This window comes from Candidatus Woesearchaeota archaeon (assembly GCA_003694805.1).
Classification (GTDB): Archaea; Nanobdellota; Nanobdellia; order Woesearchaeales; family J110; genus J110.
Genome location: RFJU01000034.1, coordinates 1 through 25,875 on the forward strand (window position 1 = coordinate 1; position 25,875 = coordinate 25,875).

At 52.4% G+C, this 25,875-nt stretch carries 20 protein-coding genes and 1 tRNA gene; 12 read left to right on the forward strand and 9 right to left on the reverse strand.

What is annotated here, in order from left to right; translation table 11 throughout:
• Positions 1-40: 40 nt before the first annotated feature.
• Entirely contained in the window at positions 41-523 is a 483-nt protein-coding gene (locus D6783_01405) for a hypothetical protein (GenBank protein ID RME53618.1), read from the forward strand.
• A 26-nt stretch (positions 524-549) separates the two neighbouring features.
• On the opposite strand, the gene D6783_01410 is transcribed toward D6783_01405, so the two are convergent.
• The 4 genes from D6783_01410 to D6783_01425 all read right to left on the reverse strand — a co-directional run bounded on the left by D6783_01410 (position 550) and on the right by D6783_01425 (position 6,397).
• Positions 550-2,019 carry a Glu-tRNA(Gln) amidotransferase GatDE subunit D gene (locus D6783_01410; GenBank protein RME53619.1) on the reverse strand — a complete coding sequence of 490 codons (1,470 nt, stop codon included), beginning with the start codon at positions 2,017-2,019 and terminating at the stop codon, positions 550-552.
• Entirely contained in the window at positions 2,003-2,365 is a 363-nt protein-coding gene (locus D6783_01415; GenBank protein RME53620.1) for a hypothetical protein, read from the reverse strand. Before D6783_01415 ends, D6783_01410 begins: the two co-directional genes overlap by 17 nt.
• Positions 2,366-2,469: 104 nt before the next feature.
• Positions 2,470-5,538: an AAA family ATPase gene (locus D6783_01420; GenBank protein RME53621.1), complete on the reverse strand. Its 3,069-nt coding sequence runs from the start codon at positions 5,536-5,538 to the stop codon at positions 2,470-2,472.
• Between the two features lie 145 nt (positions 5,539-5,683).
• Entirely contained in the window at positions 5,684-6,397 is a 714-nt protein-coding gene (locus tag D6783_01425; GenBank protein RME53622.1) for an FAD-dependent oxidoreductase, read from the reverse strand.
• A 244-nt stretch (positions 6,398-6,641) separates the two neighbouring features.
• Between D6783_01425 and D6783_01430 the strand changes: the two genes are divergently transcribed.
• Together D6783_01430 and gatE are read left to right on the forward strand one after the other, a co-directional pair.
• Positions 6,642-7,493 (forward strand): hypothetical protein, encoded by an 852-nt coding sequence (locus tag D6783_01430; protein ID RME53623.1) that lies wholly within the window; start codon positions 6,642-6,644, stop codon positions 7,491-7,493.
• A gap of 226 nt (positions 7,494-7,719) precedes the next feature.
• Positions 7,720-9,165 carry a Glu-tRNA(Gln) amidotransferase GatDE subunit E gene (gene gatE, locus D6783_01435; GenBank protein ID RME53624.1) on the forward strand — a complete coding sequence of 482 codons (1,446 nt, stop codon included), beginning with the start codon at positions 7,720-7,722 and terminating at the stop codon, positions 9,163-9,165.
• A 48-nt stretch (positions 9,166-9,213) separates the two neighbouring features.
• Here the strand turns inward: gatE and D6783_01440 are convergent, their stop codons facing one another.
• Positions 9,214-10,011, reverse strand: coding sequence for a hypothetical protein (locus tag D6783_01440; GenBank protein ID RME53625.1), 798 nt, complete (start codon positions 10,009-10,011; stop codon positions 9,214-9,216).
• 399 nt (positions 10,012-10,410) lie between these two features.
• Between D6783_01440 and D6783_01445 the strand changes: the two genes are divergently transcribed.
• Both D6783_01445 and D6783_01450 read left to right on the forward strand, forming a co-directional pair.
• Positions 10,411-11,220, forward strand: a complete 810-nt coding sequence (locus D6783_01445; GenBank protein ID RME53626.1) for a PHP domain-containing protein — start codon at positions 10,411-10,413, stop codon at positions 11,218-11,220.
• Between the two features lie 241 nt (positions 11,221-11,461).
• Complete coding sequence (locus D6783_01450; GenBank protein ID RME53627.1) at positions 11,462-12,079, forward strand: hypothetical protein; 618 nt, start codon at positions 11,462-11,464, stop codon at positions 12,077-12,079.
• Positions 12,080-12,308: 229 nt separating this feature from the next.
• Here D6783_01450 and D6783_01455 read toward each other — a convergent pair.
• Positions 12,309-12,382 (reverse strand) — tRNA-Arg (locus D6783_01455).
• A 135-nt stretch (positions 12,383-12,517) separates the two neighbouring features.
• On the opposite strand from D6783_01455, the gene truD reads away from it, so the two are divergent.
• On the forward strand, positions 12,518-13,672 hold the full coding sequence (gene truD, locus D6783_01460) for a tRNA pseudouridine(13) synthase TruD (GenBank protein RME53628.1): 1,155 nt from the start codon (positions 12,518-12,520) through the stop codon (positions 13,670-13,672).
• On the opposite strand, the gene D6783_01465 is transcribed toward truD, so the two are convergent.
• The 3 genes from D6783_01465 to D6783_01475 form a co-directional block, all read right to left on the reverse strand.
• The gene (locus D6783_01465) at positions 13,655-14,293 is read right to left on the reverse strand and encodes a nucleoside monophosphate kinase (GenBank protein RME53629.1); all 639 of its coding nucleotides are present in this window, start codon (positions 14,291-14,293) and stop codon (positions 13,655-13,657) included. The two genes, truD and D6783_01465, sit on opposite strands and share 18 nt — an antisense overlap.
• Positions 14,294-14,368: 75 nt before the next feature.
• The gene (locus D6783_01470) at positions 14,369-14,830 is read right to left on the reverse strand and encodes a hypothetical protein (GenBank protein ID RME53630.1); all 462 of its coding nucleotides are present in this window, start codon (positions 14,828-14,830) and stop codon (positions 14,369-14,371) included.
• 157 nt (positions 14,831-14,987) lie between these two features.
• Positions 14,988-15,461 carry a hypothetical protein gene (locus D6783_01475; GenBank protein ID RME53631.1) on the reverse strand — a complete coding sequence of 158 codons (474 nt, stop codon included), beginning with the start codon at positions 15,459-15,461 and terminating at the stop codon, positions 14,988-14,990.
• A gap of 328 nt (positions 15,462-15,789) precedes the next feature.
• Between D6783_01475 and D6783_01480 the strand changes: the two genes are divergently transcribed.
• The 6 genes from D6783_01480 to D6783_01505 all read left to right on the forward strand — a co-directional run bounded on the left by D6783_01480 (position 15,790) and on the right by D6783_01505 (position 25,767).
• Positions 15,790-16,092, forward strand: coding sequence for a hypothetical protein (locus tag D6783_01480; protein RME53632.1), 303 nt, complete (start codon positions 15,790-15,792; stop codon positions 16,090-16,092).
• A complete protein-coding gene (locus D6783_01485) occupies positions 16,089-16,514 on the forward strand; it encodes a hypothetical protein (protein ID RME53633.1) in 426 nt (141 codons plus the stop codon). The genes D6783_01480 and D6783_01485 overlap by 4 nt, the downstream gene beginning before the upstream one ends.
• Positions 16,511-19,636 carry a PKD domain-containing protein gene (locus D6783_01490; GenBank protein ID RME53634.1) on the forward strand — a complete coding sequence of 1,042 codons (3,126 nt, stop codon included), beginning with the start codon at positions 16,511-16,513 and terminating at the stop codon, positions 19,634-19,636. The genes D6783_01485 and D6783_01490 overlap by 4 nt, the downstream gene beginning before the upstream one ends.
• Positions 19,637-19,697: 61 nt before the next feature.
• Positions 19,698-23,519 carry a DUF87 domain-containing protein gene (locus D6783_01495; protein ID RME53635.1) on the forward strand — a complete coding sequence of 1,274 codons (3,822 nt, stop codon included), beginning with the start codon at positions 19,698-19,700 and terminating at the stop codon, positions 23,517-23,519.
• Positions 23,520-23,558: 39 nt separating this feature from the next.
• Positions 23,559-24,479 (forward strand): hypothetical protein, encoded by a 921-nt coding sequence (locus D6783_01500; GenBank protein ID RME53636.1) that lies wholly within the window; start codon positions 23,559-23,561, stop codon positions 24,477-24,479.
• Between the two features lie 46 nt (positions 24,480-24,525).
• Positions 24,526-25,767: a hypothetical protein gene (locus tag D6783_01505; GenBank protein ID RME53637.1), complete on the forward strand. Its 1,242-nt coding sequence runs from the start codon at positions 24,526-24,528 to the stop codon at positions 25,765-25,767.
• Positions 25,768-25,875 lie beyond the last annotated feature (108 nt).

Below are 25,875 nucleotides of genomic sequence, written 5' to 3' on the forward strand. Positions count from 1 at the left end.
AAAAAAATTAGCAAAAAACCAAAAAAACAGGTGATACCCCATGGCTTCCGTGGTCGGATTCAACTTTACCAAAGTCCTCGCAGAGCGAAAGACGAACACTGCAGGAAAAGTAAACATCAACACCAACGTTTCCCTTCGCGATATTGAAGAGGCAAGCATCAACCTCGACCCGAAACAAAAGAGCGTCAGAGTAAAATTCCACTTCTCAACAGCATACCAACCCGGCCTCGGCCACATCAGCCTCGACGGCGATCTCATCCTCCTCCTCCCTGCCAAGGACGCAAAAGACATGCTTGACCTCTGGAGAGAAAAGCGGCAGATTGGCAAGGACTTTGCGAAACCTGTTCTTAATAATATCCTGAGCAGGTGCAGCGTCCAAGCGCTCACGCTCAGCAAGGATCTCGGCCTCCCCCCGCCCGTGAGGCTGCCCAGTGTTGAGCTCAAAGAAACACAAGCACCGTCTCCGAAGGGCGCTTCCAAGAAAAAGAGCGTTGCGAAAGCAAAAAAAGCAACGAAAAAATAAAACAAGCCCAACCAACCTTCTTTTTTTTAGCTTCCTTTCTTTAGTTTTTCAGCCCCGGACGAACTCCGCGGCTCGAACACGTTCTCGAACTCGTCTTCCTGACTTCGCTCAGAAAACTCCCCACGCAAGCAAGAACCAAAGAGGCGAACAACATCCTCCCTCTTCTGACACCACGACAAGAGCCACGCGAGCTTGACGTAGGCGCACTCAGAGGTCATGTCAAGCCCGTCGCCTAACAACCCCATTTTCAGAAGCTCCCGCCCCGGTGAGTACACCCGCAAGTTCACCCTGCCATACACGCACTGGCTCGTCATCACAACGGGCATCTTCTGCGCAAGCCGCCCTAGTGCTTCCTTGATGCGCTCATTCTCCAACCCTCCGCCAATGGGCGCGTGCCCCAACCCGGAACCCTCCACGATGAGGCCGTCAAAAGACTCAAACACAGAAAACTCCTCGGCGAACATGCCGGGCCGCGTCCTCAAAAGCCCAACCTTCACGTCTTCCCGGAACAGCACGAGGCGGAACGAACTTTGTTTCTTCTCGACACCGCTTGGCTTGGCAACCCACTCAATCCGTCCCTCCTCCGGATCAACCAACGCGACCGGCCGGTCATTAATACTACGAAACGCGTCCCTTCGCGACGTGTGCATCTTACGTGCACGAACGCCTTTGTGCACCGCAACGAGCCGGTCGTCAATGCCTGCGTGCATTGCGACGTACACGCCCGGAGCAATCTTTGCCGCCTTTGCTGCTTTGATGAACGTGAGCGCTCCTGTCAAGTTCACGTAATTATCGGATGAGCCGCGATCTGCACTGCGCTGGCTTCCCACCAAGACGACGGGGATGGGCAACCCCTCCAGAGCAAAGGCGAGCGCGGCGGCAGTGAAATGCATCGTGTCAGTCCCGTGCGTGATCACGACGCCGTCCACCCCGTCCTGCACAGCGCGCTCCACCCCGCGAGCAAGACGGTTGTAATCCGAGAAACGCATGAACTCCGATTGCGTATTCATCACCTGCACGGCGGAAAGCGTGGCGAGCTTGCCAAGTTCAGGAAATAAGTCCAAGAGCTCCTCAGGCGAGAAACTCGCGATGACGGCACCAGTGGCGTAATCAACCCTGCACGCAATCGTCCCGCCCGTATGCACAATACGAACAGAAGGCGTTGCAGCAGACGCGTTCTTCCCAGCCCCTCGCGCAGGGAGAGCTCCTTCACCATCCCTTCCTCCGCCTTCCTCCCCAGGCACGTCCTTACCCGTCTTCACGTCTTGCAACACTTCAACACCTTGCAGGTCCTTTTGAGGAACGCCAATGTTGTACCCATTCTCCAACTTCACCACAACAACGCCGTCCTGGACGTTCACCACGCGCCCTTCAAAACGAACCCCTTGGTATGAGAACGCAATGACCTGACCAACATTCATAAGCAAACACCTCGCTCCACACTCCACAAACCAACCGTCCCCATCATCAACGACTCCTCTAGTTCTTCCTCTCATTCCGTGATGACACGCGGCCAGCCTTCTTCCTTGCACCGCGCCTGGCACTACTTCGCCCGGTTCGCGCCTTCTTCGGAACAGACCGCTTTTTCACACCACCGGCGTTCTTTCGAGGAGCACGCTTCTGAGCGCTCTTCTTCGTTTTCTTCTTCGAGGGGCGAGCCGCCCTTGTCACCCGAACAGAACCGCTGCTCATTTGCTTCTCAAGCACTCGTGCCTCTTCTTGCTCTTCTTCCTTCTTTTTCAAAAACAACGCGCCGGCAATAGCAGCCCCCGCTGCAGCCAATCCAGCCAAGAACTTCATCTTCCTTCCCATTGTTGCTCCACCCCCATTCGTTGCCTTCACAACCTTTCATCTAAAAAGCCGCCTTCAGCGTTCAAGCCCGCCAAGACGAAGGTGCGAGCCTTGCACCACCGTAGCACCGTAAAACAACGTGCCCTAACAAGCCCTTACCCGTAATACGCGGGTTTATCCTTCATCTCAGCGCCTCTCACTTGACGGAAATGCTCTTCAAACTCTGCATACGACTCTTCAATCTGCTTTGTCACCGAAGGACGCACCTTCTTCAAAGCCTCCAAGAAGAACTGCATCCCGATCTCCTTGGCGGTCTTTTTCCCCATCTCAGCATGGCGGAGCGCGAGCATAGCCGCCTCTCGACACACTGCCTCAATGTCCGCGCCAACATACCCTTCTGTCTTCTCAACCAGCGCATCAATATCAACATCCTTTGCCAACGGCATGCGCTTGGTATGCACCTTGAAGATGGCCTTTCTCGTCTTCTTATCAGGGACGGACGCGAGAATGATACGATCGAACCGGCCGGGACGCAGGAGAGCGGGGTCTACCATGTCAGGCCTGTTCGTCGCAGCGACAATGACAACATCAATGAGCTCTTGAAGGCCGTCCATCTCGGTCAAGAGCTGATTAACCACCCGCTCGGTCACGTTCGAATCACCGAGGCCGCCCCCTCTTCTCGGCGCGAGCGCGTCAAGCTCATCAAAAAAGATAATGCTTGGCGCCATCTGCCTCGCCTTCTCAAACACCTTCCGAACGGCCTTTTCAGACTCGCCAACCCACTTGCTGAGCACCTCAGGCCCCTTGACCAGGATGAAGTTAGACTCCGTCTCGTTCGCCACCGCCTTGGCAAGCAAGGTCTTCCCCGTCCCGGGCGGGCCGTAGAGAAGCACACCACGTGGCGGGCGCACCCCTAAGCGCAGAAACGAGTCCTTGTGCCGAAGCGGCCACTCAACCGACTCGCGAAGCTCTTGCTTCACCGCCTCCATCCCGCCGACGTCGTCCCAACTCACGTCAGGAATCTCCACGAGAACCTCGCGCATTGCAGAAGGACGAACTACTTTGAGAGCGTCATGAAAATCCGCCTCTTCAATACGGATCTTGGCAAGATCCTCATCACTCACCGGAGCATCCTCGCGGAACTCAGACATGACTTTGCGAAGAACATTCATTGCCGACTCCTTCGCCAGCGCGCTCAGATCAGCACCGACAAACCCGTGCGTCACGCGTGCGATGTTCAAGAGCAAATTCTCCTTCAAGAGTTCGTTAATCATGTCCTTGAGCTGTTTATCAATACTCTTGGCAAAGAGCAAGTCACTCAACTCCTCGTCAGACCTTGCACGCTTCACCTGCAACTCCAAATACCTCGCAAGGCTCGTGTCAACAAGGGAGACGCGGGGGAGGATGCTCCCTACGTTCTTCTTTGTCAAAGAAAAGCTTTCTAAGTCAACGTCCAATTCCTTCAAAACCTCTTTGATAACGCTCACGCGAGAGTCAGCGTCCTCCTCGCGCTTGCTCAACTCCTCGCTGAACGCCTTGAGCGTTTGGCACTCCTCAAAGTCACTGCTCGTCAACCGCTTGGCCACTGCCTCCTTAATCAAGGCGAGCAAGGATTCATTAATGACCTTCATATCCAAAATACTCAAGCCCTGAATGCGCCGTTTCGTCGTCTCCGCGTCAGTAAACTCGCCCTCAATCTTGCGCAACTCCTCTACAGCCTGAGCTTTCTTCTCAACGCTACGCAAGTACTTGAGCTTCTCCTCAGCCCTTCCGCGAACCCGCTGCAACAACTCCTCCTTCTTCTTCAGTTGAGATGAGAGCAGCTCGAGACGCATCGCGATCTTGCTGGCGAATCCGGGCTTATCTGACTCGTCTTTTACAGCACGTACTTTCGCAATTTCCTCTTCCAAGCTTGTCTTCTCCTTCTCAACCAACCGAATGTCTGCCTCGCTGAACTTTAAGTCCTTCTCCAAGTTTGCCAACTCTTGCTTGAGCCGCTCAGCCTCTCTGCGAAGCAAACTCTTCACCGTCCTCGGATCGTAATTGGGCTGAATCGGCATCGCCCTTGTATGAATTTTCAAGATGTTCAGTCTTCCTTCCTCATTCGGCACCCCAATCTCAATCTCGCGGTCAAAACGGCCAGGCCTGCGAAGCGCAGGATCAAGAGCGTTCGGAATATTCGTTGCAGCGATGACAATGACCTTCCCCCTGCTCTTAAGCCCGTCCATCACGGCCAAAAGCTGAGCCACCACGCGACGCTCTACTTCACCGCGGGACTCTTCCCGCTTCGTCGCAATCGCGTCAATTTCGTCAATGAAGATAATGCTTGGCGCGTTCTTCTCAGCCTCCTCAAACTTCTTGCGCAGGTTCTCTTCCGATTGGCCGTAGTACTTGCTCATGATCTCCGGCCCGTTGATAAGAATGAAGTTAGCATCCGTCTCGTTCGCCACCGCCTTGGCAAGCAAGGTCTTCCCTGTCCCGGGCGGGCCGTGCAGGAGCACCCCCTTTGGCGGCTCTATCCCGAGCTGCTCGAAAATTTCAGGATGCTTCAGAGGCAGCTCAACCATCTCCCGCACTTTTCGCAGCTCCTCATCAAGCCCGCCAATATCCTCATAACTAATGTCAATACGAGTCTCTTCCTTGAGCTCCACTGCTTCAGGATTGAACACGACTTGCGTTTGCTCCGTGATCAACACAGGCTCCTTGGCTGGCTGGGTATCCACGACCATGAGCTTCAAATCACCCAGCCCGAACGAGAGCATACTCTCTTCCATGTTACTGAACAAATCCCCAAAGAACGTGGCGCCCGCCAAGCTCCGCCGCCTTCGCCCGCCGAGGGATACTATGTCGCCTTTCACCATGGCCCTGCCAAGCAAGGCGTTCTTGATAATTTCAGGATTCACCCTCACCAAGATGCCTTTTCTTGCAGGCGCGATAGTCACCTTCTTGGCTTCCTTCACCTCAGTCGGCTTGACGACGACGAATTCCCCGATCGTCGTCTTTGCATTGCGCCGCGTCAAGCCGTCCATCCTGATAATGTTCAGGCCCATATCTCCCGGCAACGCCCGCTCAACAATACCGACCGTTTCACGCTCACCCCTCACTTTCACAATCGTGCCGGGACGCACGCCCAACTGGCGCATAAAACTCGAATCAATACGCACAATCCCCTTATTAATATCATCCTGAATCGCCTCGGCAACCTTGAATTTGAGCTCTTCCATACTCGCGGCGGGATGGCAACAGAATTTATAAGATTTTGCTTTAGAATGCTCGAGAACGCAGCTCTTCCTCGTCGAGAACAAGCCCGAAACCGTTAAGGGGTGCGCGCCATGTCCTTTGATGCCGCCCTTGTGAATCCTTGTGGATTCATCCCCAAGACTCAATAATGATGTGCTCAGGAGGCGTCCCGAGCGTGCTCAACATCTCCTTGCAGCTCGCAATGAACGGTTTTGGGCCGCACACGAAAAAACTCGTCTCGGCAAGAGTAAAACCAGAGACGACCTCTCTCAAGCGGTCAATGTCTAAGCGACCAACAGGCTCTCCTGAAGGAGCCTCTCTTGTAAACACATACACAACACGAAACGGTCCTTGCCCGTCCTCTGCGCCCTTTTTGGCAAGGCTATCAATCATTTCTTTTTGAACGATCTCATGCGGAGTCCTCACTGAGTAGATGAGCAATAGCCTGCCCTCCCTCCCTTCCTCGAGCGCCTGACGAATCATCCCCAAGAAGGGTGTGACGCCAACACCCCCGGCAAGAAACGCGAGGTCCTTCGTCTTCGCCCGCTTCAGCGTATACGTGCCGAACGGCCCCTTTACGAACAAACGCGCTCCTTCTTTCATGGCGTGAAGACGCGAGGAAAACTCGCCGTGCCGCTTCACCCCAAACAGTAAGAACGCATCGCTCGGAATCGATGCGAGAGAATACGCTCGAGACTCCGCGAACGATTCGTCAAAAGAAAGTATGCAAAACTGGCCCGGGGTGAAAGAAAACCCTTCGGGCTTGGTCAAGAAGAACAGCTTCACTTCGTCCCCGACCTGCTCCACTCGCTCAATACTACACTCAAACACCGCAGCAGTCATGGTTGCGGCCCTCAACTCCGCGTCTTCTTAAAAAGTTTTCCCAAGCCCCTTTTTCCCAAACACCCCTTCGTAACGCCTTTCACCTCAATCCCACGCACGTGATGCAAGAAGCCCACAGTCATACTCCGTATTCATCACATTCCAATCATAAAACTTAAAAGAAACGGTTGCATCTCCTTCGTTACCACTTTAGAAAAAAAACAAAAGAACGTACCGACGATCACGAGCCAAACGTCAACGCACCATGAACGAACGCAACAAAAACGATCCAAACATACCACGCACGCCTTCTGAGAACGACCAACGCCTTGAAAGGCTAGTTGAATCATGCGAGGAAGAAGGGCTCGGACTCGAAGGAAACTCCCGCAACGCCCCAACGGACCAGAACGCTTCCCAAACAATTGATGTGAAAGCCCTGCACCTCGCAGAGCAAACACGAAACACAGAATACCTCAAAACATACCTCACCAAACAAAACGTTCCTGAAGAAACACTACCCGTGTTCCTCTCAACGTTCGAGACATACCAACACCTGTCCTGCGCAACGGAACTACTCTACCCCCTCCTCTCCTCCTTTGAAAACGATCACAACCTACAGCGCACAGTTCTCATAGCAAAGCTTCTTTCAAGCGAAGACGTCTACCAAACCGTCAAGACCTATCAAGAACGATTCCAAAGCGGATTCTTCATTGCAAGCGTCATCTCCCGCGACCTCTCCTCCCGCTTCTTTCCCCAAAACGGGACGCTGTCGCAAGATTTCTTTACCAGACGAGTTCTTGAACCAGCAGCAAAAAACTATACCACCCAGCTCAGGAAGGAAACCGTGCTTAAGGGGGCACAAACCTACTACGAACTCGGCCTTCACCACCCCTACCTCGCCGCCGTGAGTGAAGCAGCAACGCTCCACATCGCAGAACGAACCGCAACCCTTCTCACCCTCCCTGAAATACTCGCCATCATTCAAGACCAACACGAAAAAGAACAGCAGCGCCGTCTCTTGTGCAAAATAGGCGCTCACGCTGTATCCCTTGCGGGAACGAGGGGTGATGAGCACACCCTCGTTCGCGCTGCACAGCACTACGCAAAGCACCTCTAGCGCAGAAGCTAACAACGCCATCGACCAGAGCACCGCCAAGCAGCAAACACGAACACATGACGATCAACAACAGCTCTGCTAACACGATATCTCTGCTAACACGCAGCCGCTGCCAAGGAGAGAAACGCGAGAAAGAGGGAGCTAAAACCGCCATCAACAACGAAAAGAAAGATTTGCCTGCGACATCTTTTTAAAATCCTGGTTTCTTCTTTCAAGGCAACACTCAATGACTACAAACAACCAGATCGCCAACCGCAAATCCATCAACTACGAAGCGGTCAATTTCCGCTGCGGCATTGAAATCCACCAGCAACTAGAAGGAAAAAAACTCTTCTGCCCTTGCCCTACCATCATTCGCAAAGATGAGCCACACTTCACCATCGTCAGGCGGCTGCGCGCCTCCGCAGGAGAGAGCGGCGCTGTAGATGCCGCAGCGAGCTTTGAACAGGCAAAGCAAAAAACATTTCTCTACCAAGGATACCAAGACACCACCTGCCTCGTTGAACTTGATGAAGAACCCATACACCCCATCAACAGAGAAGTGCTCATCACAGCCCTCCAAGTTGCAAAACTCCTCTCCTGCACCATCATTCCGTCTCTGCAAGTCATGCGCAAGGTTGTCGTCGACGGCAGTAACGTCTCAGGATTTCAACGAACAATACTTGTCGGGGTCAATGGCACGCTCAACGTAGACGGCGCAACAATCACCATCCCGACCGTCTGTCTTGAAGAGGAAGCCTGCCAAGTAGTAGAGCGAACCAAGGAGCAAGACACGTACAATCTCTCCCGCCTCGGCATCCCCCTCATTGAAATCGCAACCGGGCCGGACATCACCTCGCCCGAACAATGCCAAATTGTTGCTGCAAAGCTCGGCATGATTCTGCGCAGCACAGGAGCGTGCAAACGCGGCATTGGAAGCATTCGCCAAGACATCAACGTCAGCACAAAAAACCACCCCCGTGTTGAAATAAAAGGCTTCCAAGACCTGCGCAGCATCCCGGCCATCCTTGCCTTCGAAATACAAAGACAGCAAGACGCAGTTGCAAAGAAAGAAAACCTCGCCTCCCACGTTCGTAAAGCAGAACCAGACATGACTACCTCCTACTTACGGCCCATGCCGGGAGCGGACAGGATGTACCCCGAAACAGACCACCCCCCCATCGAAGTCAACCACGATGACGTGCTCATCCCCCGACTCCTCGACGACATCGCAGAAGAACTCAAAACAAAATACGGCATCCCCCCCGACCTCGTCAAAGACATTATCAACAAGAACCTGCCCTTTGAAGAGTACGTCAAAACCTACAACGCTGTCGACCCCAAGCTCATCGCTGCCATCATCGTGAAAAACCCGAAGGAACTGCGCCGAAAGCTGGGCCTCGAATACAACGTTCACCGCCACGCTCCCGCACTCCTCTCACGCCTTCAATCAAGAACCATTACACCAAGCAGCGTCATGGAAATTCAAGAGCGCCAAGCCAGAGGAGAAGCAATTCATTGGTCATTGTACGAGCCCATCAGCGAAGCAGCCATTGAAGGCACGGTCAAACGAGTCATGCAAGAAAATCCCAACGCGCCCATCGGGGCACTCATGGGCATTATCATGAAAGAACTCAGAGGGAAAGCTGACGGCAAAACCGTCATGGAACTCCTCAAAAAGCACAAAACATAAGCGCTTTCAAGCACTCTGACAACGAAGGCAACGCCGCAGAAACCTGTTTTACCGCTTCCGCCTCGCTCCACCCTTCTTTTCAACCCGGCGCTTCCCACTGCTCTTCTTCGAACTCCTCGCTGATTTTGCTCTTGCAGCCTTCTTCTTCGCCACCGTTTTCCTCGTGATAGCTTTTTTGCCAGTCTTCTTCTGAGCTGTTTTCTTCTTTCCAACAGGCTTCTTCTTTGGCTTCTTCTTTGCAGCACCACGCGCAGCCCTGGACGCCTTTGTTTTCTTCTCCGCCCGAGCTCCGCCACGCTTCTGCTTCCTGAGTCGCTCAACTTGTAACTTCACCTGCGCACTCATCTTTTTCGCGTGCTCCATCGCCCGCTTGGCCTCCATGCTCGCACGCTTCTTCGCCTCACTCGCCGCCTTTTTTGCCTCAGCGACGGCCTTTTGCACCTTCTCTTTCAATTGATCGTGTCTGCCGGACTCTTTTTTCAACTTCTGAACCTTCGCCTCTAACTCAGCGATCTTGGCGCGGTACACGTTATGAATCTCCTCACGAACAGCTCTTGTGTGCTCTTCGACGACGTTGCGAAGCTCTTGAGCACGCGCCTTGGAGTGCTCAAGCATCACCTTGACCATCTCCCTCCCCTCTTCCTCAGTCAAACCGTACTCTTCACAAAGATACGTCACGAAACGTTCAATCTGGTCCTTTGAAAGCGAGCAAAGCCCCACGCCCAGCTTCATCGCTTGTTTCCAAATGCGTAGCGCGGCGCCGCTCTTCGCCCGAGCAGCGTTCTGGGCAATCTCAGAAGAAAGCTCCTCGTCCCTCGCGTACAACTTATACGGATTATAGTCCATGCACGAACCACCCCCAACAAAAGAGAGAAGCAGGCAACTCCTATTTATTGATTTCGCTGGATTACCGCGTTATCACCCCCGCCCCCGACCTTGGATCGCACAAAACCGTGCAAGAAAAGCGGACGAAAGCACTCACCGTTTTCGAACTCGCAGGCCTGCAAAAAGCTTAAAACAAAGACAGGCATCCATTAAAAAACACCCTGTAAAAAAACACTCGGCGGCACTCGGCGGGCTCGGACGTGCAAGCCCTGAGCTCCTGGACAGAACACGACCCCGACCCCATCCCTTTTAAGAATAAACAAGCAACAACAAAAAAGAAGCACCAGTACTAAGGCAGTGTATTGAACAACTATATTGAACAACTAGCAGAATTAATAACGGCACTATGAACAGGGCATTATGAACAGAGTTGTCACCCCCTTCGAACCCGACCTTGCAACACTAAGGAAAGAATACACGCTCGTGGACATGCACGTCCACACGGCATACTCGCACGACTGCGCAACGAAACCAGAGGCTATTGCAAAAAAGCTCCGCGAACTAAACATCGGAGCCGCCATCACCGACCACAACGTCATAGGCGGCGCAATGGAACTGTCCACCCACGACGACCTCTTCATCATACCCGGCATTGAAGTCACCAGCAAAGAACGAAAAGACCTCCTCATCTACTTCAACACCCCCCGGGCACTCGAACACTTCTACCAAACAATCATCGCGCCGAACCTCAAGCGGCAAGAGCGCGCCTTGTTTTCCACAACCAAACTCCCCCTCACAACAATTATCGACGAAGCCAGACAGTACGACTGTCTCATAAGCATCCCCCACCCCTTCGCCACCCGCCCAAAAAACGCTCATGCTTATTTCTCACAGCTCAACAACCAAGACGCCCTGGCAAGCATAGACGCTATTGAAGTTCTCAACCAAACCCAATCCGTCAAAGCAAATCTGGCCTCGCTTGGCTGGGCAGTGCAGGAAGGAAAAGTTTGCACGGGAGGAAGCGACGCCCACGTCCTCTCTTGGCTTGGAAAGGCCGTGACCGCGACGAAAGGAACGACACCAAGCGCGTTCCTTGAAGCAATTAAGGAAGGAAACGCATTCATCTTCGGAAAGCAAGCATCCCCAACCAAGCGCTTCAGCAATCTTCCCACCATCTTCACACAAAAAGCAAACACCCTCCTCAAAGGAGCTCGCAGGCGGCAACATTGATTCCTTCTACCATTGACTCATTCCACCTCGCCAAGAACAGCAAAGTTTAAATAAGAGTACTGCCGATTCAGCCCACGCAACGAACCTTGCCAGAGCCCGTAATGAGTACAAAGGGCAGGAAGGGACAGGAAAGAAATAGGAAAGCAAAGGACCAAGGACAAGAACCCGCCCATCAAACCTTTCAAGTAACACACAGGAAAAGCCCCTTACTGGAAGGGGTGGTTTCGAGCGGCGACAACCCATGCACTACCAAAGCAGCGACCTCCTCACCAACGACGTACCGGCTGAAGACGACTGGCAAGTGATGGAGCAATACGCCACAATTCTCTCCACGTGCAATGTTTCACTCTTTATACAAGGTCACGAAGCACCCTACTTCTTTCCCTCCTACCACGCATTCGAGCAATTTCTTTTGTCCATGAGATGGTGCGAGAAACGGGACGCAGCAGTCCAATCCAGGATAGATTCCTGTGTTGAAGACATCATCACCGAAAACATGATCCGAGAGCGAGAACAGGACGAACGAACAGCAACGCAGTTCTTTAACGCCCTTGATCGAGCAGTAGCAGAACATCAAGGAGGCAGCTTCGGCTCCCCCGGTGATGGCTTAACACCTGACGTGCAAGCACGCTGCTACGAGCAAGCCAACCAAGAAGTACCTCGTTACTGGTCCGAAGACACCTGGCGAAAACCGGACGACATTGCTCGACTTGTCCAAGAGAACAGGAACGCCATTGATGCGCTCTCACTCCTCGTTGCCCAGCGCGCACAGCCTTCCACCTACCTTCCACCGCACGTTGAACAAGAAAACGCCGCGCGAGGAACAACGCAAGAAACAACGAAGGATAAGGTGGCATAGCACGCGGGTGGCATAACGCGTTCTGTTCTTCACTGGTGCTTTCTCACCAAGCAGTTCTGCCTCTATGTTCCATTCCCTAGTTCAATCTCGCTCAAAGAGATGAAAGAATAAAGAGAACAAAAGAAGCAAAAGAAAAAGCGGGCCTGGTGGGACTTTCGCCACGTTCTCGCACAAGCTGCACGGGTCGTAAAGCAAGCAAAATGCTCAGACAACCCTTTTTGCTTCTTTTTGGCGTCTCGCTGGTTCGAACCCACGACCTACTGCTTAGGAGGCAGTTGCGCTATCCAGGCTGCGCTACAGGCCCGCCACGCCCTGCCGCAAACACCATTGATTTTTAAATCTTTACTCAGCCCCCTCTCTTGTCAACGAATCACCCACCGACCAACCGAACACAATCCCGCCTCGCACCTCCCGAGCCGCACGACCATCAACGCAACAATGGACAAGACGAACAAACCACCCACAAGGAACAAGGCAGAACACCCGAGCACGACAAAAAACCAGCCCTACCTGCTCAAACACGTTCCACAAGACTTCATCGTCAAAGAAATTCCCCTCCCCCCGGCAAGAACCCCGCTCGAAGAAGGAAGCTACCTCTTAGCAGAGCTCACCAAAGAGAACAAAGAAACCGAAGACGTACTTGCCGAGCTTGCAAAGCAACTACGCCTTCCTCGCAAAGCGATTGGCATCGCCGGGCTGAAGGATAAACGCGCCATCACGACGCAGTACATCACCATACGGGGCGTAACAACGCTTCCTCCACTCACAATTCCTGGCGTTACCATCACGCCCCAAGGCTTTCTGAACAAACCACTCACCCTCGGAGACCTTGCAGGAAACGCGTTCAGCATAACCCTCCGCAACCTCGACAAGCCCCTTACCTTCACGCCTCCCGCGTACCTCGTCAACTACTTCGACGAACAACGATTCTCCCATCTCAATGCACGCATCGGCAGATCCCTCATCCGAAAAGAATGGCAAGAAGCCTGCGAACTCATCATGCGCAACAACCCCCGATATCGCAGCGCTCTGCACCGCAGGTTACAAGCGTCGCCTAAGGACTACACCGGCGCACTCAGCGTTCTTCCCAAGCAGGTTTTACGCATTTTTCTTCACGCATACCCGTCCTATTTGTTCAACGAACTCACGGCAAGATACCTTCAGAAAAAAGGCTTCCGCCTCCACGAGGATCCCTACAGTCTTGGCACGCTTCTCTTCCCGCAGCACATCCTCGCTAAAAACTCCTCAGGCGACCACAAAAAAGTGCGCGAGCTCGCCAACGTCCTTCTTCCCCTCCCCGGATTTGATCTCGCCTCCCTTCGAGAAAAAATACCCCTTCAAGCTCAAACCCTCCTTGATGAACTCCTTGCAGAAGAAGGAATTTCACCAAGGGATTTCATCATCCCACAGCTCGCCAACCTTAGCATAGAAGGAAGCCTTCGCTCCATCCTCGCACCAGTAACGTCGTTCTCGCAAGAACCATCCCAACCTGACCCTTACTTCTCAGGAGCATTCGCGAAAAGAATTTCTTTCACACTTCCAAAGGGGAGCTACGCGACCATGCTCATTAGACAGTTATTCTTGGAAGTGTAATGCCCGAAGGATGTCTTCATGAACGCGTTCAATTGGCTGCTCACCATTTATCTTGATCAGGATGCTTTTGAAAACACCAAGGACCTCTTCGCTGTCTTTGTGATAAATTTCGAGCCTTCTACGTATTGCTTCTGGCTTGTCATCGTCCCGTTGCACCAACGCGGCCCCGTCATCATCGCACACGCCTTCCGTCTTCGGCGGCGCAAATTTGAGGTTGTACTCTCGATGGCACACCGGGCACACCCTTCGCGAAGCAATTCTTTCGACCGCGACACCATCACTGATGTCGATAAGGATGAGCGCGTCAAGCACCGTCAAGGACGCAAGCAACTCCGCCTGATGCCTGGTGCGAGGGTAGCCGTCAAGAATGAAGGACTCGTAGCGCTCAAGAAGATTTGCGATGATTTGATCCGTTATGCTCTCCGGCGCTAAGTTGCCGTTATTGATGTAGCGTGCAATCTCTTTGCCCAAGGGGGAGCCTCGCTTTACTTCGTCGCGAAGAAGCTGCCCCATAGAAACGTGAGGAATGCCCAGCTTCTTAGAGAGCAGCCTCGCCTGTGTTCCTTTTCCACTTCCTTGCGGCCCCACAACAGCGAGTCGCACTTTCTTCGCACTTCCCATGCAATCACCTCTTAACCCTTCTTGTTCTCTTTCACCACTCGCACCCTTGACGTTTGCACTGCCTTTTGCACTCGCTCACCCGAGGTACTCAAGGTCTGCCTTGGAAAGCGAATCTTTCTCCCAAACTTCGCAGAGCTGCTTGCCCATTGCCATCAGGCGCGAACGAATCGTCTTCCAATCTTTAAACAATTCTCGCAAGAAAGCCCCCTGTCGCTGCTCGTCACCTTCCAAATCTAGCACCATCCACTGCCTCGTCTTCAGCATCAGCTTGCGATACAAGACGAACAAGTTCTTGCGGTCCTCATCAGAGAACGCATTACTCTCCATCAAGTACGCAAACCGTCCTCCGTCGGGATGGAGGAGGTCTTCAATGGTTCGAGCAAACTCGCCTAAGCGTTCAATAACGCGCTGGCCAATTTCCTTTACTGTGAGAACATCCGTGTCGAGGCTGGAAAGAGAAAACGCGTCATCAACGTCTTCAAAAGGAGGAAGGCCGAACCGCTTCTGAATCGCCTCATAACTCTTCTTCAAAGTCATACACGAGAATTAATCCTGCAAGGTTTAAAAACGTATCGGGGACGGCGCCTGACTGGCACCTCTTCGTTCCAGCACGTCCTCAGCACTCAGCAATACCGCTCTCCCCGCGTTGTAACAAGCCGCTCATCCTGATCTCGCGTCTAATAAGGGCGTCGCGCTAAGGCAACTCGCAACCGCTCAAATCAGCCAAGGTTTCAAAGCTCAAACGTCCAGCCCTGCGCTCACCATTTCCGAACACCCACGTAGGGTATCCTTCAATCCCTGCTGCTTGGCAAAGGCTGCTCTGCCCCTGCCCGCCTGGCAGTGCGCATTCTACGTAGTTGATGAGTTCAAAGCTCTTGCCGAACATCTCTTTTTGCTCCTTACAATGCGGGCACCAGTAAGCGCCATACATCTTCGCACCGCTGTCTGAGAGACACTTGGCAAAAGAATCTAGCTCTTGCGTTCCCTTCGTCACAGAGCCAGTCGGAGAACTCACTCCGCGGAGCAAGATCGCTCCCGCGCCCAGTGCGATAATGACCACAGCCGCGAGTACTATTGTTTTTACCTGCATAGCAGGCGGGATGTCACTTCTCTTTTTAAAGTTTGGCGTGAGTGGTGTGCGGTTTGCGCCACTCCTGCTTGATCTCATGGCTTCAGAGCAGTTTTTTTTTGCTTGAACAGGACGGGGCTGAGAGAGGGCGAGACTGCGAGGCCTTGCTCGTGAGTCGGCGACCGAAACATTTAAATAGTTGTCTTACAAGTATCTTACTATACGAATACGTACACTCGTGTGCAGTGGCATCACAAAACCCGATGGTAAAAGCCGGATAGCAAAAGCACACGAATGATATTGCACGGAACACAAAACCTTCAACACGGAATGCATAAACACAACTGACGACAAACAACTCCAACCAACAACTCCAATTAACAACATTCGACCACCCGACGACGCGTGACGACAGAGTTGACTACGTATGCAGCGACCAAGACAACAGCAACAACCCAGAACAAGCCCGGACGCCGTTACAACCGCAAGAAGCGGGAAGGCAAGAAACAGCCAGAAAAGGCGCATAACGGCACAGAGAATTCTCAACATCCGCCTCACTCCCGAATTGCTCAACCTTCTCGACCAACTCGTGCTTTACGGCTTCTTCCCGTCACGCTCAGAAGCAATCAGGCAATTCTCCCGAGAATACGTCCAAGCAGCAAGTACCAAACCGCAAAACCTTCGTCGCCTGCAATTCTCAACGCCCCGGCAAGGAGGTGATACCGCATGAGCTTTATTGTCACCGTCCGCATGCCGGAAACCCTCCACGCCAAGCTTCTAGAACTCGCGCCAGAACACCACTACAAAGACCTCTCAGAACTCATGCGCAACCTCATCAGGGAACGCGCAGCAGCCTACCTCGCCAACTCGTTTCCAGCAACCTCTTCTTTCACGAGCTTGACAACAACGCCAAGCTGCAATGATCAACACGCACCGACAAGGCAGAAAGCAAGGCCGAGAACAACCCAACCAGCAGAGACGAACGAAACAGACGAGCTCATCAACACCATGAAAGCAATCATAGCCCGCCTCGAACAAGAAAGACGAGCGAGACGAGCACAGAAGCAAACACTCCAAAACGAAGGAGGAACGCAAGAGCAAGAACTGCTAACGACAGAAACAACGATAGAAACAACAACAGAAACACGATGAACCACGTGAACCACATCATCACCAAGAAACGGAACAACCGCTCCTTGACAAAAACCAAGCAAGCAAAACTTCAAGCAGCGCTAGCGGTAGCAGCCCTCACCCTGCTCATCACAGCACTTCCCACCACAGCGGTCGTCGACCTCGTTAAACCCATCGGCGGCCAACTCACCAGCGGCAATCCCCACACGCTCGAGTACTACCTTGCTCTTCCAGAAGCCACCTCTTGCACACTCAACCTCGACGGCACGCCGACCACAGAAACGGCACTCGAAAACAACGCCTTCAACACATTCACCGTACCAGACCTGGCAGACGGCAAGCACACCTGGAACGTGACCTGCACGAACGGCACGACACAAGAACACAGCACTACCGAAACCTTCACAACAGATAACACGCCTCCAACCATCGAACAGAACACCCCGCTTAACAATGCAACCGTCTCAGCCGCAAACTTCACCTTCACACCAGCCGATAACTACTCTACTACCCTCATCTGCGAAGTTCGCATCGACGAAACCCTACGCCAAAAAGACATCACCGCCCCAAACGAAAAACCGTACACAACCACATTTCCTACACTCCAACCAGGCAACCACACCTGGCGCGTCACGTGCACCGACCAAGCAAACAACACCGCAACCACCCCTCCCGCTTCGTTCATGTACACCCCTCCTCCACAAGAAAAACCATTCACGCTCACCATCGCAAAAAACGTCGTCGACCTTGGAGAACCCCTCCTCCTCACCATCACCGCCCCGGACGCAAGCACGGTAACGCTTGACACGTGCCCGGACAAAACAGGATTCGTCCAATGCTACCCGACAATCACCGTCCAAGAGCAAACATATCCAGCCCAGGAAACCATCCCCTACACGAAAAAAGAAGGAGCATACTTCATCGAAGGCCTCCTCACCACCCCTCAAGGCGACACGAAACTCGCCACGATTACATACACGGTCCAAAACACCATCACTGTCACGGCGCGAGCAAAAAACGACCCGAGAGTGAACAAGCAAACAAACCTCGAAGCGGAAGCAACAGGAGGTATTGGCGACTACACGTTCACCTGGCGATTCCCAGACAACACCCTCAAAGAAGGACGCGAAGTTCAAGCAACATTCACCACGCCGGGCTATCACAACATCACCGTCAACGCAACCGACGAGGAAGGAAACAGCAAAACAACAACCCTCTCCCTCAACGTCGTCGCAACCTACGACGTAACGTTCATTGTAAAAGACAAGGAAACCGGCCAACCAATCAACGACGCGACCGTCAGCGTAGACGACCAAGAACAGCGAACAGGAACGGACGGAAGAGCGACACTCTCGCTTCCTTCGGGCCTCCAAGACCTTGGCGTCCTCAAAGACGGGTACCGCTACCACTCAGAAGAAATCCTGGTCGATAAGAGCGGCACTATCACCGTCGAGCTTGAACCGCGCAAGGAAGCACGAGTAACAGCACTCTCTCCTGCACAAGACGAGCAAACCTCCCAACTCGAAGCCGTTTCATTTCTAGCGTCAGGGTCCTTCCCCATGACGTGCACACTCTGGGCGGCACCCAACGGTTCAGCATGGCTTGAAGCAGGAGCAAACATCACCATCACCAACGAAGGCAACCACTCACTCCCCTTCAACCCCGCCCCGGGCACGTGGCAGTGGAAAATAGAATGCACCGACGCAGAAGGAAACCTCCTCACGACAGCACCCAGGACGGTAACCCTCACCGCACAGGAAGAAGAACTTCCACCCACAAAACAAGAAACCCAGACCGCCTCAACAAAAGAGTACACCCTCCAACCAACCACTCAAGACACGGAAATCTCAGACAAAATCTTCCGATTCGAACAAGCACTCTCCTCCCTGCACGCACTCTCAGGAAACGCCCGCCAAGCAGCAGAGGCGATGAACCTTGAGCGCCGCATCAAAGACGCCATCAAAATAATGCAACGAGCCAAGCGAGACATTAACGACATCAAGTACCGAAGAGACCTCACCCCGCAAGAACAAGAAGCAAAACGAGCAGAATTCAGGGACGCTATCGCTCGCGCCTACCGAGAAACACCCGTCCAGATAAAATATATTTCCTCCAAAAAATTCAGCACGTACCCCAAACAAGAGGAACTCAAAGAACTCGTTTCGAAAGCGATTGAGCTCCAAGAAAAGCAGAAAAACAACTACCAAAGCAGCTATACAAACGCCGACGAAGAAGAACAAGAAACAAAAAGAAACCTAGCAGCAAAACAAGAAGCCCTTCTGAGCCATCAGCAAAGCTTCACCTTCGCCACCTCACTCTACCACGTCGAACTCGGATTCACGGACGGGTCGTTCCGAACAGCCACCATCGTCCGCCATGACTTTTCCTATGACAACACCACCGAAGAGAGCACAGTCCTCCTCTTCATCCCCAAGAGCGTTGCAAAGAGCGCACAAGACCTTGACGCAAACGAGGAATTCACCACCCTCCAAGATGACCCCGTCATCGCAATCGGAACACCCCAAACCTTCTCCTACCTTCTTGACGGCACCGTCGAAAAAGATGCCATAGCAGACATAAAGCCCATCATCTACAAAGAACCAACCTCAACAGAACTCAACAAAGTCACCGGCTTTGCCCTCCTGCCACGAGGAACGCTGACCCCTTCAGGTTTCTTAACACTCCTCATCGTAGCAATTCTCATCTACCTCTTCTACATCTACAACGGATTCGAACTCGCAAAAGACGCCATTGGAGCAGTCACCAAGCGAGGAGACGTCCATTACCTGCGCGTCCTGCTCAACGACGCACACGACTATCTTGACAGCAATGACGTGCAAAACGCCCAAGCCATCTACGACGAACTCCAAGCAAAATATGCCGCCCTGCCTCCTTCAGTACAAGACGAACTCTTCTCCGACCTCGAAACGCTCGGCTACGCCATCAACAAAGCGCACTTCATAGCCCTCACAGAAGTCATCCGCCAAAACCTCAAACAAGGAAACGTTGGAGAAGCAGAAAATGTCTACAAACACCTTCAAGGAACCTTCTCGCTTCTGAGCGAAGAGGACAGAAGAGCACTCTACCCAACCGTTGTCGCACTTGCAAAACGCATAGCCCAACAAACACAGTCAAGAACGTGACATTCAAGAACGTGACGTAAGACAAAGACCGATAACAAAAACGCCGTTGCAAGAATAAACAATGAAGATTGACACGCCAGCAAAAAAACTAGCATACGTCTCCCTCCTCGTTCTTCTCGTAGTCTTCTCAATCCACGGCATCATCTTCGTTGCCAACTATATCGGCATGGTCGCCACCCATGCAGGAAAGGGAGGCTACATCTACCAACTCAATATTGAACAACGCTTTCCAGTCGAGCGCTGGGCAGGCATCTACGGCATCGCCGTCGCCGTCGGCTTTGACAACCCGCAAAGCCAAGTCCTTGCAGGAGGCCAAATGGAAGAAGAAAACCTCATCTTCGACTGCTTCGAAGACAACATCGAGCACGAAGTCTACGCAAGCAGAAAACCACTCGAACAAATGAACCTGGCCTCCGTCACCCCCGCAACCCCTGCCGAAATAGATGCGCTCCTCGGCTACGACGCGTCAGACTTCATGTCCGGAACGCGCACGTTCACGGAAACCATAACCGTCACTCTCGGCTCCACCACGCTCACCGTCCCGGCAACGTACACGATGAAAATAAATGAGAGCCCCAGCGCGACGTTCTCCACAGGAATACTGCGCGACGGGAACGGCGAAGTCTTTCTTGTCTCAAAAATAGTTGACTTCCAAACAGGATTCAACGGACGCATCTACAACTACCAAATGCTCGTTCCCATCCCGAACAACGGCTCAGCCACCACCTGGTACTTCTGGTCGGACCCCAACGACGTCTGCCCAGAAGCAGGGAACGGCACCGTTACCGGAACAGGATCGGTCATTGGCAACGTCACCGACCAAGACGGCAACAGACTGGAAAACGTCATCGTCCACGTCGCGGACAAGTCAAGCGCAACTAACGCCAACGGCGAATACAACGTCAGCGACGTTAAAGAAGGGACGTGGACCATCTTCGCCGTCAAGGAAGGATATCAAGTCTACTACGGCAACGTCACCGTTACCGACGGCAACACCACCATCCACAACATCGTCCTCAACCTCATCCAAGAAGAGAACCCCTTCACGAATGTCGGCCCGGGCCAGACAGACCAAACAGGCATTGACGAAGCAGGAACCGGCCAAGACGTTGGTCCTGGGCAGGACGAAGGACCCGGCCAGGTCAACTTTCAACCCATTGTTGAACAACCAAAACGCATCGAAGGAACAGACTACATCATCACCCTCCAAGAACTAAAGCGAAAACTGAGGGAGGGAGAGTTTAGACAGGAAACCATCCGCATCATCAGCTACAAAGACAGCACAGCCACTGTCACGTACGAGCTTAAAGGCAACCTTTCAGGCATAGTCACGCTCGACAAAACACAAAGCGTAATAGAGCCCAACGGAGAAGACTACCTCATCGCGACCATCTTCGGCAGCAAAAATCCAGGCATCTACAACGGCACCCTCGAGTTCGATGGCGACTTCAACGCAACCATTCCCGTCGAAATCGAAATCCTTGATAAGAACAAACTCCCCGTCGAAGCACTCATCATGGAGCTCGGCGTTCCAGGAACGAAATTCTACCCCTCAAACAAGATACGATTCCAAACCCACCTGCGCAACCTCCTCATTGACCGCCCATACCCTGTCAGGATCGTCTACACGCTCCAAAACATTGAAGGAACAAAAACCATTTGGACCAAGGAAGTAAACACGTTTCTCACCACCCAACAAACACTGTACAACACCATCAAAATACCTCGAGATGTGGAAGCAGGAGAGTACATACTCCGCGCAAACGCGATGTACCTCTCCCTCTACAGCAGCACCAGCGCCCTCTTCAAAATCGACGTCCCGTTCCTCCAGCGCATCATCTTCGGACTGGCCGTGTGGCAATGGCTGCTCATCTTCTTCTTCCTCGTCCTCGCAGCAGGAGGCTTCCTCTACTGGCACCACCTCAAAGAATCAAAAAAGAAGTTCCACCTCAAAGTAGACTACAATGCCCTCCCCAAGCCAGGACCGCGCAGCATCTACGTAGGAAAAATAGCCGAAACAGACCATAAAACCTACATGAACCTGGAAGCCTTCAAAACACACACTATCGTAGCAGGGTCAACAGGCGGCGGAAAATCCGTCAGCGCCCAAGTCATCGTCGAAGAAATGCTCAAGAAAGACGTCTGCGTCATGGTCTTCGACCCCACGGCACAGTGGACCGGCATGCTCAGAAAATGCAACGACAAAATGATGCTCAGCCTCTACAGCATGTTCGGCATGAAACAAAACGAGGCAAGGGCCTTTAGCGGCAACATTAGGGAAATCACCGACCCCTACGAAATCATCGACTTCAAAAAATACATCAAACCAGGAGAAATACAAGTCTTCGCATGCCACAAACTCGACCCGAAGGACATGGACATCTTCGTCGCCAACAGCATACGAGAAGTCTTCCGCTACGGCTTTGACGAGAGCAAAGAACTGCGCATCTGCTTTGTCTACGATGAAGTTCACCGCCTCCTTCCCAAGTTCGGCGGCAGCGGGCAAGGATTCCTCCAAATCGAACGGGCATGCCGCGAATACCGAAAATGGGGTCTTGGGGTCATCCTCGTCTCACAAGTCCTCTCCGACTTTGTCGGCACTATCAAGGCAAATATCAACACAGAAATTCAAATGCGCACGAGAGACGAGGGAGATCTTGAACGCATCCGTGTCAAGTACGGCGAAGACGTTCTACGCAGCCTCGTAAAGGCAACCGTCGGGTCGGGCATGGTAGAAAACCCGCACTACAACAACGGAAAGCCCTACTTCGTCGCGTTCAGGCCCCTCCTGCACAGCACCGAACGTCTCAGCGACGAAGAAATCAGCCAGTACGAAGAGTACAACAACAAAATCGACAACCTCCTCTACAGCCTCGAGCAGCTTGAAAAAGAAGGCGTGGACGTCTTCGACCTCAAACTCGAACTCAAACTCGCAACGGACAAAGTCAAAACTGGTAATTTCAACATGGTCAAAATCTACCTTGACGGGCTCACCCCCCGTATCGACAAACAATGGGAAAAACTCGGCAAAAAACCCAAGCCGTACGAGAAGCGAAGAGCATCCAAGGAAGAAATCGAAGCTGAAATCGCAAAAGCCAAGGCAGAACACGACAAAGCCAAAAAAGAAGACCAAAAAGATGAAGGAGAAGGCAAAAAAGAAATCACGTGGACCACTGACGTTCCACCCGACAAGATACTCAGCCTCGTCAACGGCATGCTCGTCGTCAACCTCGCCAGCCTCTATGATGAAATTGCAGCAATGAAAGACGAAGACTTTGCCAAGCACGTCAACGACCAAAAAAACGACTTTGCCGTGTGGGTGAGGGATGTCATCGGAGATGTGGACCTTGCCAATCACCTCAGCCTTGCTAACACCAAAGAAGACATACTCAAACTCTTGGAAGTAAAGAAAAACAACGGCAAATTCGAGAAACTCACCCAAGACCAGCTCAAAGAGCTCCAAGCGAAGCCTTGGATCAGCGGCGCCGCCCCGGCACAAAAGACGGGAGAAAACCAGGAAAAGAACAAAGAAGAAAAACAAGGAACGACCACAGAGAAGCCTGCAGGCGGCGGACAAGCAGAAGAAGGGAAAGAAGCCGAAGGCCAAGCCGAAAGCCACAATGAGAACGACAGCCCTGGACAAGAAGGGCAAGAAGGACCGTCGAAAAGCACTCAAGACGTAGCCGCTGCCCACGAGGAAAAAGTCAAACACATCCAAGAAGCCATTCGGGCCAAGCAATCACCCCCTGAGCAGTCTTTAGAAGACGGGCAAAGCACCGAACAACCTCCCAAGAACGCGCAAGAACATTCTGACGTGGCAGGGAAAGAAAAGCAAGAAGAAAGCGAAGCAGAGAAAACAGGAAAGACTAAGGCAAACGTTTAAAAACAAGAACGCTTCAAGCCAAGAAAAAGGGGTGGGTAGATGCCAAAGCAGCTCATACGCAAAGGAAAAGAGCTCAAGGACAAAGAAAAATTCTTCCACCTCTGGAGCGGCAAAGACCTCAAATCCATCAAGGAACTCGCCGACCACATCCGAGGCATCAGCCCGGACGAATTCAACCACCACGTCAACGAACACAAGAACGACTTTGCCAACTGGGTCGAACACTGCTTCGGCGAACACAAACTCGCCACCGCTCTTCGGTCCTGCACAAGCAGAACAAAGATGTACGAAGTCCTTCTTAACTTTCTTATGCAAAAAAGCACAGCACCCCGATCGTCAAAAGCCCGTTCAAAGAAAAAGTCGCCACAGCAGAAGAGGGCAAAGAAGGCAGCAACGAACGTTCGTCAAGCGAGCGCTTCAACAACAAAGCAAGAGGAACAAGAAAAACCAGCCCCGACACCCTCACTCCAAGAAGGAAACACAACCAACCCTCCCGACGACAGCGAAGCTTCTCCTGCTGCAAATGTACAACCCTCCCTTGAAGAAGAACACCAAGCCCTTGCGAAACACGCAGAAAGCATCATGGATTCTTTTGACAAGAAACTCCAACACATAGAACACGAGCTACAGCCCGAAATTCCAGAATCAGCAGAAAAACGCCTTGACACCCTCAATGAAGCAATTAATGAACTCTCCGCCAGTATTAGCGCCCTTCGCAAGACAGGAAAAGACTGCTTTATCCCCGCCGTGACGCTTCGCCTCGCTAAGTCACGCCTCATTATTGCCAAAGCAACACTCTCACCATCCGACCTTGCCGCGGCGGAGTCGCTCATAAACGAAGCCAGAGACGACCTCAAGGAAGTCGAAGCGGAACGGCCTATTAACATCAAAGAGGAAGTAGCGCTGCTGGCAAAGCAAAAACTAGCAAAGGAGCTCAAGGCCGCTGAGGAAGAGAAATAAAGGGAAATAACGGAAGCAAAAGCAAAACCGTTCAACGCTGAAAACAATGGGTCTTTTCAAAAAAGGAAAGAGCAGGGACGAAATCATCGCCGAAGCAGCGGAGATCCAGTCCGCAGGGGATGAGAAGGAGTCAAAGAAAGACGACTCCTTCGACTCTGGAAATCCCAAAGTAGACATGGAAATCACGCGCATCAAGGCGCAGCTGGAGTCATTCAGCGAAATCCGCAAAGCAAACGCAGACCGCTTCGCTCGCATATCAGAACAAATTGGGGAGCTTCGCGGCATGATAACAGACATCACCAAAGCGATGGGGAGAGTGGAGGTTGGCGCGACGAAAGCGGTCGACCTGGTCGAGAGTGTCCACCCCGAAAAACTCATGGTTGAAGTGAGGAAACAAGACGGAAAAATCGAAGCGCTCAAGGCATCTCTCGACGCCCAGACCGCCATCATTAATGACTTCAAAAACGAGATGAAAGAATTCCGCCAAAAGATGAACTTCTACAAAGGTGTAGAACAAGTTGCCCACCTCAATAACGAAGTAAAGGACGAGTTGGCAGAAATAAAAAAAGTCGAAGCAGTCATCGAACGCCACTCGGACAAAATAGAAGGCATCTTCCTCGATGTTGAAAAAAAGTTTGCGAACTTCCAAAAATATGACGACATCACGAAGGACCTCCAAAAAAGCTTTCAGCGCATAGAGACTGATTTCGACAAATTGCGCATCGCAGTCGAGAAGCGGGCGCTCAAGCAAGACTTTGTCAAGCTCCTGGACAAGTTCAACGACTTTGAGAAACACACCGGCAGCGTCCTCAAGCTTCTCGATGAGCGCTCAAAAAGCCTCAAGACAGACCTTGACGCGTCGTTCAAGCGTCTTCGCAAAAAACTTGAACGAGCCGTAGGAACGAGTTTGCAGGACAGCTCCGACGATCAAAACGCCCCAGCAAATGAAGGAGCAAAAAAGGGGTTTTTCTCGACGCTCTTCTCCAGACGAGGAAAAAACAAAGGCGAAGCATCAGAGAAAAAAACTGACGGACAGAGCGCGGAAGCGAATGCGGGCCAAGACGCCGCTAAAGGCGGAGACGCTGGCGAAACAGCAGCCAAGGCCGACAAAGCACCTTCCAAAAAAGAGGAGCGGGTCATTGTTGAAAAACCGCTTGACGAAGCGGGCACGACGGACGCTGGCACGCCTTCACAAGAAACCTCCACGTCAGAAGAATCCCAAAGCAGTGCTGAAGAAGCAAGCAGCGAAGGAAAAGAGAAAGAACACGGGAAAGGAAAGAAGAAGTAGCAACCTCCTGATGCGCGAATCATTCTTAGTGTGCTTGCCGTGATGTTTGTTTAGCGAAGGTTGGCCTCTCCAGCACCCGTCACGTTGCACCCGTGACATCTATTATAT